Source organism: Saccharicrinis sp. GN24d3 (assembly GCF_052400645.1).
Lineage (GTDB): Bacteria > Bacteroidota > Bacteroidia > Bacteroidales > Marinilabiliaceae > Saccharicrinis.
In genome coordinates this window covers 60,348-78,215 of sequence record NZ_JBQTGI010000011.1, presented here as the reverse complement: position 1 = coordinate 78,215, position 17,868 = coordinate 60,348, and the positions used below count along the sequence as shown (strand labels likewise).

General features: G+C 39.2%; 20 protein-coding genes. 7 read left to right on the top strand and 13 right to left on the bottom strand.

The window, feature by feature from the left end; genetic code table 11:
* Window positions 1-269: 269 nt before the first annotated feature.
* On the bottom strand, window positions 270-812 hold the full coding sequence (locus tag ACT29I_RS14035) for a pyridoxamine 5'-phosphate oxidase family protein (RefSeq protein ID WP_430933075.1): 543 nt from the start codon (window positions 810-812) through the stop codon (window positions 270-272).
* A 485-nt stretch (window positions 813-1,297) separates the two neighbouring features.
* On the opposite strand from ACT29I_RS14035, the gene ACT29I_RS14030 reads away from it, so the two are divergent.
* Complete coding sequence (locus ACT29I_RS14030) at window positions 1,298-1,894, top strand: hypothetical protein (protein ID WP_430933074.1); 597 nt, start codon at window positions 1,298-1,300, stop codon at window positions 1,892-1,894.
* Between the two features lie 384 nt (window positions 1,895-2,278).
* On the opposite strand, the gene ACT29I_RS14025 is transcribed toward ACT29I_RS14030, so the two are convergent.
* On the bottom strand, window positions 2,279-2,485 hold the full coding sequence (locus tag ACT29I_RS14025) for an ERCC4 domain-containing protein (protein WP_430933142.1): 207 nt from the start codon (window positions 2,483-2,485) through the stop codon (window positions 2,279-2,281).
* A 208-nt stretch (window positions 2,486-2,693) separates the two neighbouring features.
* On the opposite strand from ACT29I_RS14025, the gene ACT29I_RS14020 reads away from it, so the two are divergent.
* On the top strand, window positions 2,694-3,176 hold the full coding sequence (locus ACT29I_RS14020) for a hypothetical protein (protein WP_444793737.1): 483 nt from the start codon (window positions 2,694-2,696) through the stop codon (window positions 3,174-3,176).
* A gap of 80 nt (window positions 3,177-3,256) precedes the next feature.
* Here ACT29I_RS14020 and ACT29I_RS14015 read toward each other — a convergent pair whose 3' ends face one another.
* The 3 genes from ACT29I_RS14015 to ACT29I_RS14005 form a co-directional block, all read right to left on the bottom strand.
* Entirely contained in the window at window positions 3,257-3,625 is a 369-nt protein-coding gene (locus ACT29I_RS14015; protein WP_444793736.1) for a hypothetical protein, read from the bottom strand.
* Window positions 3,626-3,718: 93 nt separating this feature from the next.
* The gene (locus ACT29I_RS14010) at window positions 3,719-3,904 is read right to left on the bottom strand and encodes a YgaP family membrane protein (RefSeq protein ID WP_444793735.1); all 186 of its coding nucleotides are present in this window, start codon (window positions 3,902-3,904) and stop codon (window positions 3,719-3,721) included.
* A gap of 66 nt (window positions 3,905-3,970) precedes the next feature.
* Window positions 3,971-4,639 (bottom strand): Crp/Fnr family transcriptional regulator, encoded by a 669-nt coding sequence (locus ACT29I_RS14005; protein WP_444793734.1) that lies wholly within the window; start codon window positions 4,637-4,639, stop codon window positions 3,971-3,973.
* Between the two features lie 199 nt (window positions 4,640-4,838).
* Between ACT29I_RS14005 and ACT29I_RS14000 the strand changes: the two genes are divergently transcribed.
* The 5 genes from ACT29I_RS14000 to thpR all read left to right on the top strand — a co-directional run bounded on the left by ACT29I_RS14000 (window position 4,839) and on the right by thpR (window position 9,309).
* A complete protein-coding gene (locus tag ACT29I_RS14000; RefSeq protein WP_444793733.1) occupies window positions 4,839-5,159 on the top strand; it encodes a hypothetical protein in 321 nt (106 codons plus the stop codon).
* Between the two features lie 223 nt (window positions 5,160-5,382).
* Window positions 5,383-6,483 (top strand): carbohydrate-binding family 9-like protein, encoded by a 1,101-nt coding sequence (locus ACT29I_RS13995; protein ID WP_430933069.1) that lies wholly within the window; start codon window positions 5,383-5,385, stop codon window positions 6,481-6,483.
* A 38-nt stretch (window positions 6,484-6,521) separates the two neighbouring features.
* The gene (locus ACT29I_RS13990; RefSeq protein ID WP_430933068.1) at window positions 6,522-7,604 is read left to right on the top strand and encodes a family 10 glycosylhydrolase; all 1,083 of its coding nucleotides are present in this window, start codon (window positions 6,522-6,524) and stop codon (window positions 7,602-7,604) included.
* Window positions 7,605-7,713: 109 nt separating this feature from the next.
* Window positions 7,714-8,688 carry a hypothetical protein gene (locus ACT29I_RS13985; RefSeq protein WP_430933067.1) on the top strand — a complete coding sequence of 325 codons (975 nt, stop codon included), beginning with the start codon at window positions 7,714-7,716 and terminating at the stop codon, window positions 8,686-8,688.
* A 69-nt stretch (window positions 8,689-8,757) separates the two neighbouring features.
* Entirely contained in the window at window positions 8,758-9,309 is a 552-nt protein-coding gene (gene thpR / locus ACT29I_RS13980; RefSeq protein ID WP_430933066.1) for an RNA 2',3'-cyclic phosphodiesterase, read from the top strand.
* A 334-nt stretch (window positions 9,310-9,643) separates the two neighbouring features.
* Here thpR and ACT29I_RS13975 read toward each other — a convergent pair whose 3' ends face one another.
* The 8 genes from ACT29I_RS13975 to queC form a co-directional block, all read right to left on the bottom strand.
* Window positions 9,644-10,225 (bottom strand): outer membrane beta-barrel protein, encoded by a 582-nt coding sequence (locus tag ACT29I_RS13975; protein WP_430933065.1) that lies wholly within the window; start codon window positions 10,223-10,225, stop codon window positions 9,644-9,646.
* A 188-nt stretch (window positions 10,226-10,413) separates the two neighbouring features.
* On the bottom strand, window positions 10,414-11,670 hold the full coding sequence (locus ACT29I_RS13970; RefSeq protein ID WP_444793732.1) for a DEAD/DEAH box helicase: 1,257 nt from the start codon (window positions 11,668-11,670) through the stop codon (window positions 10,414-10,416).
* Between the two features lie 713 nt (window positions 11,671-12,383).
* Window positions 12,384-13,133: a DUF429 domain-containing protein gene (locus ACT29I_RS13965; RefSeq protein ID WP_430933057.1), complete on the bottom strand. Its 750-nt coding sequence runs from the start codon at window positions 13,131-13,133 to the stop codon at window positions 12,384-12,386.
* Complete coding sequence (locus ACT29I_RS13960; RefSeq protein WP_444793731.1) at window positions 13,133-13,882, bottom strand: class I SAM-dependent methyltransferase; 750 nt, start codon at window positions 13,880-13,882, stop codon at window positions 13,133-13,135. Before ACT29I_RS13960 ends, ACT29I_RS13965 begins: the two co-directional genes overlap by 1 nt.
* Window positions 13,883-14,083: 201 nt before the next feature.
* The gene (locus tag ACT29I_RS13955; protein WP_444793730.1) at window positions 14,084-15,007 is read right to left on the bottom strand and encodes a 2-dehydropantoate 2-reductase; all 924 of its coding nucleotides are present in this window, start codon (window positions 15,005-15,007) and stop codon (window positions 14,084-14,086) included.
* 83 nt (window positions 15,008-15,090) lie between these two features.
* Window positions 15,091-15,972, bottom strand: coding sequence for an NADPH-dependent 7-cyano-7-deazaguanine reductase QueF (locus tag ACT29I_RS13950; protein WP_430933054.1), 882 nt, complete (start codon window positions 15,970-15,972; stop codon window positions 15,091-15,093).
* Between the two features lie 210 nt (window positions 15,973-16,182).
* On the bottom strand, window positions 16,183-17,115 hold the full coding sequence (locus ACT29I_RS13945) for a 7-carboxy-7-deazaguanine synthase QueE (protein ID WP_444793729.1): 933 nt from the start codon (window positions 17,113-17,115) through the stop codon (window positions 16,183-16,185).
* 27 nt (window positions 17,116-17,142) lie between these two features.
* Entirely contained in the window at window positions 17,143-17,814 is a 672-nt protein-coding gene (gene queC, locus ACT29I_RS13940) for a 7-cyano-7-deazaguanine synthase QueC (protein ID WP_430933052.1), read from the bottom strand.
* Window positions 17,815-17,868: the final 54 nt, after the last annotated feature.

The following is a 17,868-nucleotide window of genomic DNA, read 5'->3' as shown; positions in this document are numbered from 1 at the left end:
TGATAAGTCATTTTTGTTGTGTTTAGCAAACAGAACCCAGCGGTTGAGTTGATGTTCGTGTACCTCGAGTCGGAAATTTGCCGCCGGCTTCCTTCGGATTATACCTCGCAGTAAGCACCCTTGCCGTCAGCTAATGGTTGGCTACTACAAACCCCCATAATGAACTTTCAGCATCTAGTTATTTACCATGCACGGCATACCTAAAAAAAAGAGCTCAACAATATTTGTTGAGCTCTTTTTTACCCTATAAGCTTTTTCCCACCATGTTTCTAAAACATCATGTGATCAAGCACGCTTTCCTCAAGAACATTGGCTTTAAAACGCCAAAAATGAGCTTCACCATGAGATAATTTAAAAACTTCGATATAAGATTCAACTGGCTGCTCTCCTAAATCACCTAAATATTGACGTTCTTTTCGAGCTTTGTTTAAAATAGCCGCATCAGTTACAAATTCAATATCGCCGGCAATACGCAATTCACGTCCTTCCTTTAAATCTTTTGGGTTATTATAAAAGCAAACTTCTACTTTGGGATTTGAATGAATCTGTCTGCTAATATCCAAAGGAGAAAGAGTTTCAAAATAAAACCCTGATTTGTCAGCAAACCATAGCTTCATAATTCTTACATGAGCCATTCCCTTTTCATTTATTGCCATGAAACAGATTTTGTTCTCATTGGCAAACTTGATAATTTCTTCCCTTTTCATAGCAACTTCCTCTAAATTAATACCTCCATTCATTGTAAAAACATGCATAAAGTTACAAAGAACACCAGCTCTTGTCAATAAAAAATTAGGTAAAAAGATTAACAAAAAAAACTAATTTTGAAGTCTACACGGATTCAAAAACTTCATGCTATTTGCGGTATATAGAGGATATCCATTTATTTACTTAATAAAATTACTAATCAACATCATTTTTAATAACACAAGGTGCTTCCTGTAGTACCCATTACCCAGAATTGGGGAAGTCTATTGCCTTAAAATTTGCTCCAGATGCTTTGTTTCATTCCCAAGTAAGCCCGTCTTTTATTTTCCTGTTAAGATATCAAAGATGAACAAATAACTTCCTGCTCCACTTGCGTAAACCATAACGTAAACAATTAGAATGATGTCAGATATGACCTTTACACCCATAAGGATATAATACCTTTTTAATAGAGTTCATATTTTTATTTAAAAACATATTGACAAAGAGAGAATTAAATCGGATATTAATATCTAATTTTCCTAGTTGCTAAAGTAACGATCTATTTATGTAACATACGTTAAAACAATATTCATTAATACATTTAATTATGGAGGTATCAAGCCACGGTTATCAGTTAAACGACATCATCAAAAGGATGGAAAACAACAATTACAGTGTTTTTAAAAACGATCGTAAACCATATAATTTGAATCTGATAGGCATAAGAACGACAAGCAGAATCGCCAATGCTTTTGATGATTTTGTGGGTTACTTCTACCATTTCCGCGGTAAATGGACTTTTAAACTATATCCAGCAACTACCGACCCTGGACAATATTGGCTTGACAAGCCCATGATGCTGGCAGGTACTGCGATCCTCAAAGCCGGTCAATACCGACAGGCATACACCATTGGACTGCATGCGGGTAAATATAGAGCATTAAGACAAGCTGCCCCTGTAACGGTTTATCGCGATCCAAACCGAGATAACATGTTGGATCATGATGTGCAAGAAAGTACCGGAATGTTTGGCATCAATATCCACAGGGCTTCTGCATACCAACCCAGTGTTAAAGTATTCAAATGGTCAGCAGGTTGCCAGGTTATTGCAGCGCCAAAAGATTTTCAGGAGTTCATGGACGTTTGTACCAAGGCATCAAGGCAATGGGGCTCAAAGTTTACCTATACTTTGCTGGAGGATTGACCTATTTCGTTTGTTACGCAATTTTAACCTGCGCCTTTTATGCCACTCTCCACAAACTTTTTAATCCACCTAACCCGCTCCTTACCAATCTCCTGAACTTTCAACAGGAACTTTTCATCAGCTAACAATACCTGCTGAAAACGGCCAACGTGCTGTCATAGTTCTTCTCCCAGTCTGCCCCGGCCATTGGCAGGCCTTGCATATACCCACCATAATAATATAAATCCTGTTACGCAATTCAACCACTTCAAAACGAGGCGCTTTACTGAGTTGCTTACATAATGTTTTTGGTTTATAGGTTTGCCTAAAGACAACCTGCTGCTCCTTTAATTTTGGCTGTGCTATCATCAACAGCATTTGCACGGTATATTTGGAACTGGATGTTTAGTTAACAGGAATTTGCCAGGCTATTGAGATAGAAAGTAGGGCTCCCCTTATGGCTTCCCGCGAAATGTCGTGCCTGGTATTAAAAGAATTTCCCTCAATGATCAGAGTGGGAATATATGTACTTTTTCTAAGTTCATAGCATTGCTTATACAGTCGGCCCTGCAACCAGGAAACAACAAAATCATCTTTGGTATTTCGTTCTATAACAACCTACCCATCAATGATGTAATCTCCTGTTTTTAAGACCCCGACTTTGACAAAACACTCTTTCTCGTTAAGAATAGCCGGAATACCTGTACATTCCGCTGGGTAATCGGCAATAATGTTAAATCGGTTTGTTTATTCTTGATTAAATTTATAATATTATCTTATTTAAATATCGTATAATTTAACCCTAAAATCAGACTAATCTATGTTGGAAGAAGGTGATAATGATTTTGTTGACTATAGAAGACTACCCATCTTCAAAAAAGGCGAAGAGACTTTTGAAGTAGTCCATCAAATTTCAGAATTAATTCCGGAAGATGAAGATCACTTACAGAGTATCAAAGAAATAATGCTGTCCGACGCCTCATTACTAACAACAAAAGTAGCTGGTGCAGAGGCTTCTACGCTTTACGACTTGAAAATGGAAGCTGCATCTATTATTCGAAAAGCGGCCAAAGATTTGATGGTGCAGAAGCATTCTCTCATTATGTTTGGCTTCGAAGATGTTGAATATTTTGAGATGGTGCGCGAGTTGATCGAAGAATACCGATTGCTTTTTATTGACTGGGTAGCAAGTTTCGATAAATGGAATTACATCATCGATCGCTGGGGGCTGTTCAACCCGCCTGGCGTGGGACCTCATGATAAAGATCCGGATGATGATACCCTTTTTAATGGGGAAATTTAGGAAACAATACCCCATTCAACGCACAACTTTTTAATGTAAAAAAATGGCCATTTACTACTTCTGATTCTAATAAATCAAAATTATTCACTTGGTATTAAACCCACTAAATCCTTGAAATCTTCGAACTTGTCAATATCGTCCTGAGGCAATTTGTCGCCTCCTTTTGGCATACCTCCAGAGTTGACTTGGCTATACATACCTGTGGCCCTGTTCATGGCATTTGTAAATGTTCCATAATTGCTGGTATTACTATTTCTGTGATAACCTGCGTGACATGAAGTGCAACTAGCAGTAATAACAGATTTTAAGGTAGAATTATAATATGCTTCTGCTGCTTTATACTCTGCAGTTTCTTCTACTGATACAGGTACATCTACTTCCTCATCGTCGGAGTTGGAACATGCAACCAACACCAGACACAGCATACTCAAGAATATTAACTTTTCCATAATGAACAATTTTAATGATTTATAGAATATCTATGCCATACTTGGTATCCATAGAATTGAGGCTAAGGTAGATTTTGGACCATTATGGTAAACCTATTTTTTACGGCAAGTACTTATTCCAAACGGCGCATATAAAGGACACCAGCTAATAAAAGCAGTCAATAAAGGGATAAGACCAACCAATCCCCACCAACTCTTGTAATAAAATCCACCTCCAATAATTATAATACCCAAAATAATGCGGATTGTCTTATCCGCTGCACCCATATTTTTTATCATAGTCAAATACTTATTTTAATCTAAACAAATATACGACACGTTGGTATAAAAAATATGTGACCTAGGTTACAGACTCTGTAATAATTTTATTTCCCCCCGATCCAACTCTATCAAACCATCCTTTTCCATTAGTTTTAAAAGCCTGGATATAACCTCTCTGGCTGTTCCAATTTCACTGGCTAATTCCTGGTGTGTAAAGCGCAGTAGATTACCGTTCTTAGCCTGTAATTCACGAAGTTTATCGTACAACCTGTTGTCGGTTTGCTTAAACATAATACTATTCACCAATGTTAAAATACTGTCTAAACGATCGTAGTACATCTTAAAAACAAAGTGCTTCCACGATTTATACTCGTCCATCCAACGTTCTACTTTCTCAACTGGTATCTTTACAATTCTGGTATCTTTCTGTGCAATAGCCTCTACAGTGCTTTTTTTCTTGTTCAGGCAAGAAGTGATCGAAAGAACACAGCTTTCTCCTTTCTCTATATGATATAAAACAAGCTCCTTCCCATTTTCATCTGTTTTTCTAACCTTAATATCTCCGTCCAATACCAAAGGAATCTCTTTGATATACATATTCTCGGTCAGAATGATTGTATTTTTAGGAATCGAAATTTTACCAAGTCCACCTATTTCCTGTAAAAGTTTAGGTTCAAATAGTTTTTTGAATAAGGCGTTTAATTCCATTTTTCTTGGATACCAGCTTAAGTTATTACTTACTGAACCTAACAATATGAATTAGTTTAAGTTTTAAACAAATGCATTTCGGCTTATAAATAAACACCCATATCTATCTAAATTACTTCCCCTTACAACAATATTCAAATAATTATTTTTTTTCTATTAAACCTTTTTAGTCCGCAAACATCAAAGAACCGAAAGCAATTAAAAACCCGGGAAATTAAAAACAACAATTTTAAAATTAGAAAACATGAAAAAGGCGATATTTATATTAGGACTAATTTTATTGACGGCAGTAGGATATGCAGAAGCACAAAAGAAAACACCTGTTACAACCAAACGTCAAATTAATCAGCAAAAGCGTATTGTACATGGTGTTAAAAACGGTGCGCTTACCAAGGGTGAAGTAATACAATTAGAAAAACAACAAAAACATATTAACAGGACAAAGCAGGTTGCAAAAGCAGATGGAGTGGTAACCAACAAAGAAAGGGCCATCATCCAACATAAACAAAACAAGGCAAGCGCCAATGTTTATGTAAAAAAACACAATGGCATATCAAGAAATTAAATTTTCTAATGTGAATCAGGGGTCCAACTGCTGATTGGCATGGCGAGCAACATCAGAATGTTATCAATATTAAAGGTTGTCGATCGGATAGATGGACAACCTTTTTTTTTATTTGTCATCTGATTGTTATCTCATTCTGGTGAATGATTACGGTATTACGATACGAATAGGAAACCATTGATCAATAATTTTAACTTTGGCAACACAAGTAAAATTAATTCATATGAGATTTCTAACGTACATTGTATTATCTTTGGTATTCCTATCTTGTGTTAGCAATACCCAAACCAATAAACAGAAAGAGATAGACCTGAAGTCCGAAATTTTTGTTCCATTACACTACATCGTTCCCAAAACTACAGAACCCATAATTATCGATGGAATGGCAGACGAAGAGCAATGGCATACGGTTCCTTTTACCAAATCATTCATGGATATTGAGGGCATAAAACAACCTAAGTACAATACCCAAGTAAAAATGCTTTGGGACGATGCGTTTTTGTACGTTTATGCCTTGCTGGAAGAGCCACATATATGGGGAACCCTGAAACAAAGAGATACTGTTATCTTTTACAACAACGATTTTGAAATATTCCTGGATCCGTCTAATACCACCTACAATTATGGCGAGATAGAAGTAAACGCCTTAAATACGATTTGGGATCTGAAACTGGACAAACCCTACCGCGTTGGCGGGAAACCCGATAACAGCTGGAACCTTGACCACCTTAAATGTGCGGTGCACCTTGAGGGTACATTAAACCTTCCCAATGACACAGATTCTTTCTGGGCAGTTGAGATGGCTATTCCGCATAAGCCGATCATGAAATTAAAAGGTTCTTTAAAGGACAAACCTGCCAACGGAGAACAATGGCGCATTAATTTTTCGAGGGTGGAATGGGATTTTGACATAATTAATGGAAGATACGATCGAAAAAAAATGGACGGGAAATATCTTCCCGAATACAATTGGGTATGGAGCCCGCAGGGTGTTATTAATATGCACGAACCCGAAAAATGGGGCTTTTTGCAATTTACCGGGCAGCCCAGCATTGAAAATGTTGCGTTTCGTGCGGACAAAGACCTGATATTTAAACAGGCCGCATACGCCCTTTTCCGTCTGACGCGTTTTGGTTCATTAAAATATTTATTGGAAGCGGAAACCGAATATAAAGAACAGTTAACCGTAGTTCTAAGTGACGAAATAACCACTAAAGCAGTTTTCGAGAAAACCAAAAACGGATTTAGTTTTTTCATCCATCATCCTAAAACCAACATGGTATTTATGATTAACCAGGATGGTTGGCTAAAAATGAGCAAATAATAATAATAATATTAATAGAAACATATCAAATGATCACCATGAAAAGTTTAATTGCCATTATTACTATCGTAGTATTATGTTCTTGCAACAATGTAACACAAAAAACTACGATTGAAACAAAAGCGGGAGATGATAAATTTGTGTTTGCCACCTGGGTATCAGCCGGCAAAGAGTTTAAGCAGGACAAATGGGAAGAAAAGCTCGACTATTACAAGTCCATTGGCCTTTCGGAAGTATTAATAAATGGAAATCCTGAGGTACTGGAACAAATCATTCCCTTGGCTGATGAAAGAGGACTAAAAATACATGGCTGGATGTGGACCTTAAACCGTCCTGGCGATACTATTGCTAATAAACATCCCGAATGGTATGCCGTTAACCGACTTGGAAAAAACTCCCTGGAATACAGAGCCTACGTTGATTATTACCAATGGCTTAGTCCGCACCACCCCGAGGCACGTGAACATATCAAAAACAATGTACGTAAACTGACTAAGGTAAAAGGATTGGCATCTATCCACCTGGATTATGTCAGATATGTTGATGTTATCTTAGGTGCTGACCTACAACCTAAATATGACCTGGTACAGGATCATGAAATGCCGGAATACGATTTTGGTTACCATCCTATAGCACGCGAAGGATTTAAAAAAATATTCGACAAAGACCCGTTGGATTTGGAACATCCCGAGCTGAGCACCGAATGGCGCCAATACAGGCTCAACGCTATCACAACCCTGGTAAACGAATTGGTTGAAATAGCCCATGGAGAAGGACACAAAATGACTGCGGCGGTTTTCCCTTTCCCCGAAATGTCGCGTCAAATGGTACGTCAAGCCTGGAACGATTGGAACCTGGATGCGGCTTACCCCATGTTATACCAAAACTTTTACCGCGAAAATATCAATTGGATAGGCTTCGCAACGGAACAAGGTGTTAAAGATGTCGATTTTCCAATTAACGCGGGGTTATTTATGCCAGCCTTTAAATCTCCCGAAGAATTGGAAAAAGCTATCTTGCTAGCTAAAGAAAAAGGGGCAAGTGGTGTTTCAATTTATACGGCGGATGGTTTAAGCCCTGAAATGCAGGAGGTGTTTAAAAGGCTGAGCCAGGAATTGTAAAATAACTAAAGAAAACGTACTTTTTTTATTGACTTTGAATCATACTTATTGGATATTTGTATCTGAATACCCCCTTTACTTATTTTTATAACCGGTAAAATTCCACCAGATGCTTAACAATCCAGCTATCGACATCGCCATCGGGCTTGTTTTTATTTATGCCGTGTACAGCCTCATAGCCACCACTTTAACCGAGCTTATCAATTCCTGGCTGAACCTGAGAGGGAAAGTATTGCGTACCGGTATAAAACGAATGCTGGACGATCAGGATAATAAAAGTGATACTGATGAAATATTAAGCAACATTTTCCTGGAAAGACCGGAGTTTAAATACCTGGGCAAAAAAAGTATGTTTACAGGTAAAAGCAAACTGCCTTCGTACCTCAAGCCCAAGACATTTGCGAAAACCCTGTTAAACATGCTCGACAAGGTTTACGACAGTCAGATGGATCTGTCGGTCGTAAAAAGTAAATTGAACCCGAATAGTCCCACCCATCAGTATCTGATAGGATTGATAGAAGGTGCAGAAAACAAAACCGAAGAATTTAAAGCGGGTGCCGAAGAATGGTACAGCGAAACCATGGAACGGGTATCGGGTTGGTACAAAAAGAAAGCACAGCTAACCACATTTATTGTTGGTTTGGCCATCGCTTATTCCATGAATGTAAACACCATTGAAATCGCAAAAAGATTGGGCAAAGACGAAAAGTCGCGGATTGCTATGGTAGAAGCGGCAAGTGGTTATGTTGCCAGCTATGGCTCCCTGGATTCAATACCGGATAAAGGACTCGAAAAGGTTGATGCGTTAACAACTCAAATAGAAGAATTACTGAATGAAACAAAGACCGTAGATTCAATCATAGATATTAAATTTCCCAGCCTCGACATGGATAGCCCAAGTTGGTTTACCTATATCTTGGGTTGTTTGCTGACAGCTATCGCATTATCGGTTGGCGCACCATTTTGGTTTGATTTGCTGAATAAGCTCATCAAATTAAGAGGATCAGGTACACAGGAAAAAACCGAGACAGATACATCCCTTAAAAATAAGAAGAAAGGGTTAAATCCGGCACAGGAAAATTAAAAAATTCATTAACTCAGGAACCCAATTATACCGATATAGTGAATATGTGGAAACTGATTTATCAAAGTTATGCGAATATTTATCGGGATTAAAGTCAAGGCTCCAACAAAACTTGCCACAATAAGACAACATATTTCCGAGGAGCACAACAAATGGGTAAAGGAGCACAATTTTCACTTAACCCTGGTTTTTATTGGTCAGGCCCAACAGCAAGATCTGAAAAAAATATCAGCTGCCTTGAAGAATATCGTTCGAAGCCATGCGCCGTTTAACTTTATTATTAAAGGAGCGGGAACTTTTCAGAAAAGAAGGAGCAGCGGGGTACTTTGGTTAGGAGTGGAAAATTCCGAAACTTTAAACAAACTAAAGGACGATATAAACAGGACCATACTTCAGTTGATGCCCTCGTTGAAACCACAACATATGGCTTATACCCCGCACATTACGGTCGCCCGGTTAAAAAACAAAGATCTACTTACCAAATACCGTCAGCTGCTCGAACAGGCAAATATCAGCACAACACAATCTGTTTCCGAGGTCATCCTCTATGAAAGTGTTTCTGCACCAAATGGGGTTGAATATAATGTACTGGAGAAGTTTAAATTGTCAGCCATCAATTAACCTAAACAAGCCAGTCCGACTTGGTTGTGGTATGTGCAAGTGAGGCGTTAAAAGATCACGCGTGGATTTGCTTAAAAACACGTGTATTTTTTCCAATCTCACAAACAATTGATTATCCAAACATGCTGTTACCGCCAACAAACTCTGTAAAAATGTTCATCTTTTTTCCAAAAATTGTCTTTAGAACTCAACTGAACGCCCATTAGATGAACAATATATATTTCACTTATACGCAGCAATGACAGATCTCGGATTATAGTAACAACCCATAAAAAACAAAAAAGGCCGATTCAAAAAGAACCGACCTTGACAATTTTTGGGGGAATTTTAATTCCTAAATGCCAAATAATTTATAGCCAATGGTAAAAGTTAGCACATCTGTCTTTTGACCGAATTCTAATTTTGAGATGTCTTTTATCCCCCACTCATATCGTACGTCGGCCGAAATTCTCCAAACCTGGGCACCCAAACCTGCCTGGAACGACCAGTTAGCATCTTTCATACTTTTAAGGTCATCTTTTGAAATGAATGATGCGACAGGACCGGCAACGCCATAAATACTGGCCACTTTTAAATCAAGCAATTGTAAATTTGCTAACAAAGGAATATCCCATGACTTAATATCGTTATTGACTACAACCGTGTTTCCGGTCTCGGTAAACTTATACTGCGTTTGCTTTTTTGCATAATAAAGTTCCGGTTGAAAAGATAATTTTCCCACAAGTTTTAAACGGCCGTAAGCTCCAAATAAGAAACCATTTTTAGCTTCATTCTTGATTTCAGTCCCGGATGGAATGCTCGACAAATTGATCTTCGTACTATTGAAGCCAGTCTTTAAACCGACAGCAATTCTATCTTGCGCAGATGCCGCACTTACCAATCCAATAAATGCACATACCAATAAAATCTTCTTCATAATAAAATAGGTATTTAATAATTAATATTGCTGTATTTGTAATAAATGACAATTAAGTTCAAATAAACACTTATAAATTATTTTTGAATCATTGCTATTTGTTCTTTGTTGAGCAATCAACATTCATGCCAATCCATTTGCTCAAACTAAATAGCAAATTGTAACGTTTACCCTACACTTACATATTATTAATTGGAGTCTTGATTACTGGATCTATTCTTTATTGGTACTCTTCGTTTGTTTTTTCTGTTGGATGAATGATTATTCCTCCTAAACGGTTTCTTGGCTGGTTTTGCCTCTTCCACCGGTGGTTCTCCCGGTTCAAAACCTTCGATGATTTCGAGTGGGATAGAATGGTCTAACAATTTTTCGATGCTTTTTAAATAATCCAGCTCTTCATGTCCTACCAACGAAACCGCTTCACCATTGGCCCCTGCCCTGCCCGTACGACCTATTCTGTGCACATAATCTTCGGGGACATTAGGCAATTCAAAATTAACCACATGGGGCAACAAAGGTATATCCAATCCTCTGGCGGCCACATCGGTGGCTACCAAGGCTCTTACCGTTCCTTTTTTGAAGGCATCCAAGGCTTTAACCCTGGCATTCTGGCTTTTATCGCCGTGAATCTCTGCAGACAACACCCCTCTTTTATTTAACTTTTTACCCAGTCTGTTGGCGCCACTTTTTGTCCTGGTAAAAATTAGTACCTGTTTCCAATCCCCATCTTGAATCAACCTGACCAGGACCGCTGTTTTATCCACTTTAGCCACATGAAACGCTTTTTGAATAATCTTTTCTACAGTTGTATTTTCAGGAGCAGCTTTTACGGTAACCGGATGGCTTAAAAATCGGTCGGCCAGTTTTCGAATTTCTTTAGAAAAAGTAGCCGAGAACAACAGGTTTTGTCTCCTCTCCGGCATTAGGCTAAGTATTTTATTCACATCGCGGGCAAAACCCATATCCAACATTCTGTCGGCCTCATCCAACACAAAAATTTCAATTTTCGCTAAAGATATCACCCTTTGTGTTTGCAAATCAAGCAATCTGCCGGGCGTAGCCACCAATATATCTACCCCGTTTCTGAGCTTGGCTATTTGCGGTTTGATGTTAACCCCGCCGAATACAACGGCAGATCTTAAGTTTAAAAACTCGCTATATTCTTTTACGTTCTCGAATACCTGGGCAGCCAACTCTCTCGTTGGAGTTAATACAAGAGCGCGTATCGGTCTTCGCCTTAAAGGAGGCTCTTGTGATAAAATTTGCAACATAGGTAAGGTAAAACCGGCGGTTTTCCCGGTTCCTGTCTGCGCGGAAGCCAGCACATCTCTTCCTTCCAAAATAGGGGGAATGGCTTTTTCCTGAATTACTGAAGGTTCCGTATAATTTTTCTTTTCAACTGCCTTTAATAAAGCAGGAGTTAATCCTAATGATTTAAATGTCATATATATTATTTAGTATCTGTTAAAATATCGACGTAAAATCGGGTTCAAAAGTTGAATGAGTTATGGCTAATAATTTATCGACAACTATATTATTCCATTAGCCCTGTGCTTTATTACAGGGAGAAAACATACCCCACACGCCATTGAAAGGCAGTGCTAATGAATAAGCCACATTATCAATCCATTGTACTCAAATTGTAATACTTAACTTTACGCTTGCTATTTTTTGTCTTTAATAAGAAGGTGTCAAAGACAAGGCTTTCGATTTTTGAGCTAAGAAGTCCGTGATGTAAATAAGACTGTTTCAAAAATGAGAATAACCTGCCTACGGTAAGGCAGGCGAAGTATTTGGTATTTTCTTGCAAAGACCATCTAGAAAGACACTCCCTTATTAATGGCTGTCTTCTGAAAATGCGCACAAATATAAGCTAACATTTCCATTAATTGCCTATGAATATAAAAAAATAACTGATTGCCGAGGAATACGGCACCATTTAACCCGGATTATTCATCACTTTCAGAAAGATGTATGCAAATACCGGTTTCCCTGCATCGGCTAAGCGCCTGCACGAAAGCTTCGAGTGTAAACCCACGGTTTGTGGCAGGCGAATCCCGACAAAGTTGAGTCTATTTTTGTTTAGCAAATTTGGTTGCAAACCTTATTCGCCGTCAGAAGCAGAGATTATTATCACGAATTTCAGGGGTTAAATCCGCTACTTATTTCGTATCGTGAGATCCATATTACCAATAAACACCACCATCCGAATTCCACAATTGTTTTTTCGTTCACAATCTGGAAATTGGTTATAGTTGCCTTTTGCAATTTCCATAGCATTAAAAACCAATACCATACTGTCTAACACATCGTCATCGACGACATCTTTTTTAAAGAACTGATTTCTAAAAACATGAAAGTGCTTTTCAATATTCGGGTATAAAGTTTTTAATAGCACTAACCGTTCCCGTACCCCTTCTACTGTTTTCTTTTTATAGCTTAAAGCTGCTCCTTTCAAATTTTTGAAACAAAGTTCGGGATGGCTTTCATGCAGTTTTTCCTTTAATATTGGGTGTTCATCTAAAAACATATCCAGCTCTTTTATTTTGGGCACGATATTCCAGGCTTGAATGGAGATTCCTTTACCCTGAATCTCTCTATTCAAAGCATTAGCTTCCGGATAGCTTCCTGCGTAAACTGCCTGGCGGCATGGCACATTAAAAACCGAAGAACTAAAAGGGTGACCTAATTCTTTTCTGGCTAAGGCATCACAAACGCGCTCCTCGCCTTTTTCAGAAACAATTCCCATCGGCATATCAATGGAAACCGCCTCTGATTGCCGCAACAAATCAATACCATCGGTAAGATTCCTGAACAGTTTAATATTCAGCTCCCTGTTATCATCCAATACAGAAAAAAGCCAGCCACCCCTGCAACCATCAATACCTATGTACCAACCTGAATCCATTATATTTTTGTGCCGATAAAAAAACCATAACTGTAATAATCCCTGTACTTAACGTACATCTCCATCTCTTCCATATGCTCCTTTACAGTGGCTTTCGCCTCATCGGAATTGTTGTGACGTTGAAGAAAATCCGGAATCTGTTTTAGCGAAGGCTCATAGTAGTTGTTTACCCAGCATTCTTGGGGAAGAACAAAAGCGCCAAGTGGAGCAAAGCCACATTCTTCCACCACTTTAATTTTATTACTGAAAGAATCCATCCCGGAATAGGCCTTATTCCAGAAATCGCATAGTTTCTTTGGCCGATTGGGCCTGATCCAGCATATCTCGGAAACTGCCATAAATCCACCCTTTTTCAAAAACTTACGCCACTGCTGCAGTCCATTCTTAAACCCCATATTATAAATGGCCCCTTCCGACCAAATCATATCCAGACTTTCCTTTTTAAACGATAAGTTCTCCATTGACTCGCATACGGTCTTAATCCTATTTGAGAGTCCAAGTTCTTTGGATATATAATTTAGTTTATCCAGAAACCGGGGAAATAGATCAACAGCTGCAATTTGGGAATTGGTATTTTTTGCCAAGTCAATGGTCTGCTGTCCTGAACCACAACCAATATCGGCTATCTTAATCTTTTCTTTGTCGTTTTTGGGGATAAACGACAAAGCTTTCAAAGTGGCCTCTTTGCTGCCGGGACCTTGTCTATAATTGTTCAGGTGAAAATCAACCAGTAATTCTAAATAATTCATATCACATATCAGCTAACATATTATTATTGAAGCCATTCCCTCTGCAAGAAAACCTTGTGTATATTATGCCCCTGTCCGCCAAATGGTCTGTGTTCTTTTTTTCCCCCATCCCTCCAACTCCCGTGGAGCACTTCCCCCAGCCTTAGGTATAAGGGAAGAACCTAAACCATATTTTACTGAAAACTGATTGCCGAAAACCGACTAGCAATTACGTGCTTCTTTTTCCTGTGGTAATAGACAGTGATAAATCATGTAATTCACCGGTACGTCAATTCCATGCTTTTGAGCCAGTTTTACTACACTTCCGTTTTGATAATCCAATTCCGAAGGGCGACCTGCCCAAATATCGCGTGCCATCGATGAATTGGCCGTGGGCGCAAAAGACATGGTAGCCTTTAAGGTTTTTTCTTTGACTTCTTCGGGCAGTTTGATCCCCTCGGCAATCGCTACAGCATACATTTCATCTATCATATTCTCCATCAACCCTTTGAGTTCCGGCGTATTGCACAAAACACCATAATTGGCTCTTGTCAATGCCCCAAGTCCGCCCAAACAGATCAATAAGAATTTTTTCCAGGTATCTCCCTGTATATATTCCGATAATTTGTTTTTTATTCCGGCCGCATCAAATACTTTTTTAATAAGCCGAGCCCTGTCAGACAAGGAATTGTCCAGCTCTCCAAAAATCAAATAAGGTTCGGCGCTCATATGCTCAATAACACCGGGTTCTTTTATCTTACTGAAAATATTACACAGTCCGGCCATTACATTTTGCGTGGGTAACGACTCAGATAATTCTTTGGCTGCCATCACCCCATTCTGCAAAGGAATCACCACGGTATCATCAGAGATAACTTCTTTCAACTGTTCGGCCACCTCTTTCACCTGCCACGCTTTTGTGCCGATCAAAACCAATTTTGGCGTATGTAACTTTAATGGAGTATCTACTACATGTGCATGCTCAACCAGATAATCGCCATTCGGACTTAATAGTTGAAGGCCTTTCCCGCCCATGGTTTTGCCATGCTTCCCTCGGGCTACAAAAGTTACCTTGTTTCCGGCCTGGGCCAATCGGGCACCAAAGTATCCGCCCACACCGCCAGCACCTATAATTGCTATGTTCATTGTATTGGTTTATTAGTCATTGGTCTATGGCTATTAGTAATGAATTAACTACTGACTAATGTCAAATGACCATTGACTGAGATTTATTGCCTAAATGCAGGTGAAGTTAACACATTTGATTGAATGATATTCTTGGGTAAATATTCTTTTTTATTGGCACGTACCGGACAAATGTCAATTCCCCCTCTGCGTGTATAAAGACAAGACACCATAAGAGCTTCCGGCTCAAATTTGTCCATCAACCGTTTATAAAGCATCTCACAGATTTCTTCATGAAAATGATTCTCGTCTCTTATGGAAACCAAATATTTCAACAAGGACATTAAATCTACACGGTGCTTGCTTTTAATGTGGATAAAAGCACTGCCCCAATCCGGCTGATGGGTTATTTTACAATTACTTCGCAAGAGGTTGGAGGATACTTTTAATTCATGTGTTTCACTTGTTGGCGCAGAAACCAAAAGTCTTGCATCTTCCTTAAATCTGTCAAACGTTGCATTATCCGCTCCAGGCAATTCTTCCAATAGGCTAAACTCTCCAAAATCAGATATACCTTCATTATACCTATGATGAAACGAGGCTTCTACCTCCGTTTTCAAAAGCGAAGACAAGTCTTTTTTAACCGTTTCCAGAACCATCGCAATTCCCTCTTCCTTATTTCCGCCATATTTACCCATATTGAAGGAGTTCAGATAAAGTTTGAGCGATTTGCTCTCAACCAGAAATTCACTCTCGCATGCATAAACAATTTTAAGAACACCTGTTACCGGCAACCCCTTTTCGGTTAAAAAACCCAATTCGTAGGCATGCCAGGCATCTACTCCTACAAATGGTAGGTGGCTATCACTAATTTGATATTGTTCTCGATTTAGTTTACGAGGCACCGCCACCAATATTTCAGGGGCATATTCCCTGGGATGGTTAATTTGTTTGCCAAGTACTTTTCCTTCCATATTATTGGTCATAGGCAATAGCGATTAGTCAATAGTAACCTTTAAAAATTCCGAATAAACATTTAATTTCCGAACCTCGATGGGCGTTGCAAACGATTTTCACCTTTGGCCTTTATCAGGTTTTAACTTGAATGACCAGTGACAAATGACCGGTGGCTTTAGTACCTGTAACAAATTCTGATCACCGATCACCAATTACTGTTTACCAGTTCTGCCTACTGATCACACTCCTATCTTACTTCCAAAAATATCGATGTGAATCCGAGGCGTATATTTCCAGCCGTTCTGTATGCACTGGTGAAGAACAATCGGGTTGGACTTAGCTATCTGTTCTGTCTTCGCGCCCAGTGGCATCAACATGATATCCTCTTGATTATATGCCACCAACTCATCCAGATAGTCCCGTTTAATTTCTTTTGCATCATCGTTTCTACCCACTACAAACTTTAGCTGCAAATCCTTTTCGGTTGAATTGGCAAAATAGATATAACTTTGCAATACATCTACATTAAGACGAACCTCGTGATGGTATCTGGATGCTCCTGACTCCTCTTCTCCGTACGAATGCAGTTTTTCTTTAGATGGAACCGAGTTACTTAATTTTGGAGAAATACTGAACAAATCAACATATTTAGCCACATCTTTATCAAAGATAGTCCCATTGGTTTCCAAGGTGATGTGTAAGTGCAGTTTTTCCTTGATCACTCGACAAAGTGCAGCTACACCTTTTTTTTGCAACATGGGTTCACCACCTGTAATAACCACATGTTTCATCTCACCAATATTCTGCTTTATGGTTTCAATCACCGCTTCTATGCTCCACGCTTTTTTATCGTCAGGATGGAACGAAGCGTACGAAGTATCGCACTTACAAAAACTACCATCCTCCATTTGCCAGATACAACGTAGGTTACAGCTGGCCAAACGAACAAACAAAGACGGTGTACCGGCCAGTTTTCCTTCTCCCTGGATCGTACCCGAGATAGCTAAACCTGTGTTTGGCAACTCATCAACAGCCTTTCCTTCGGCGTCTTTCGTTATGGGAAACACACCCTCTCCCACCAAAACCAGTTTGGCATTATTTATATCTGCATCTATGCCTCTGTTAACTTTCTCTTGTACTATCATCGCTATTCCCTCTGTAATATTTTTCAATTCTTTCTTCTCTGTCTGCCGTATACCTTATCTTAGTGCCGCATCTTCATACCCTGCTTCCTCAAACGCCTTTGCCCTTAACAGACAGCTATCGCAGGTTCCGCAAGGTTTTTCTCCGCCTCTGTAACACGACCAGGTCAAGCCAAAGTCCACGCCCAGCTCCATCCCCAACTTTATCTCTTCTGCCTTGGTTTTATTGACAAAAGGAGCATGTATTGTAATGGGCTTTCCTTCTTCGGCCCCCATCACTGTCCCTTTATTGATGGCTATTTCCATGGCATCGATAAACTCCTGACGGCAATCCACATAACCCGAATAATCTACCTGGCTTACACCAATATAAATATTTTGTGCATCAATGCTCTCCGCATAAGATGCTGCAATGGATAAGAACACCATATTTCGCGCAGGAACGTAGGTCACCGGAATATCTGTACGGGTTACATCCCCATCTTCCACTTCTATATTTTTATCGGTCAGCGAAGAACCTCCAAAATCACCCAAGTTTAAAGTCACAATTTTATGTGCCGCCACACCAGCCTTTTCGGCAATAGCCTTGGCATGGTTCAATTCCGTTTCGTGACGTTGGCCATAATCAAACGAAAGGGCATGAACCTCGTCATAACCTATACTCTTGGCCAAATATAATGCTACAGCAGAATCCATTCCGCCCGATAATAATACTACAGCTTTGTTCATCTTAAAATAAGTATTCCCGAAGATTATAAAATTGAAGGCATCGGGATTTCCCTT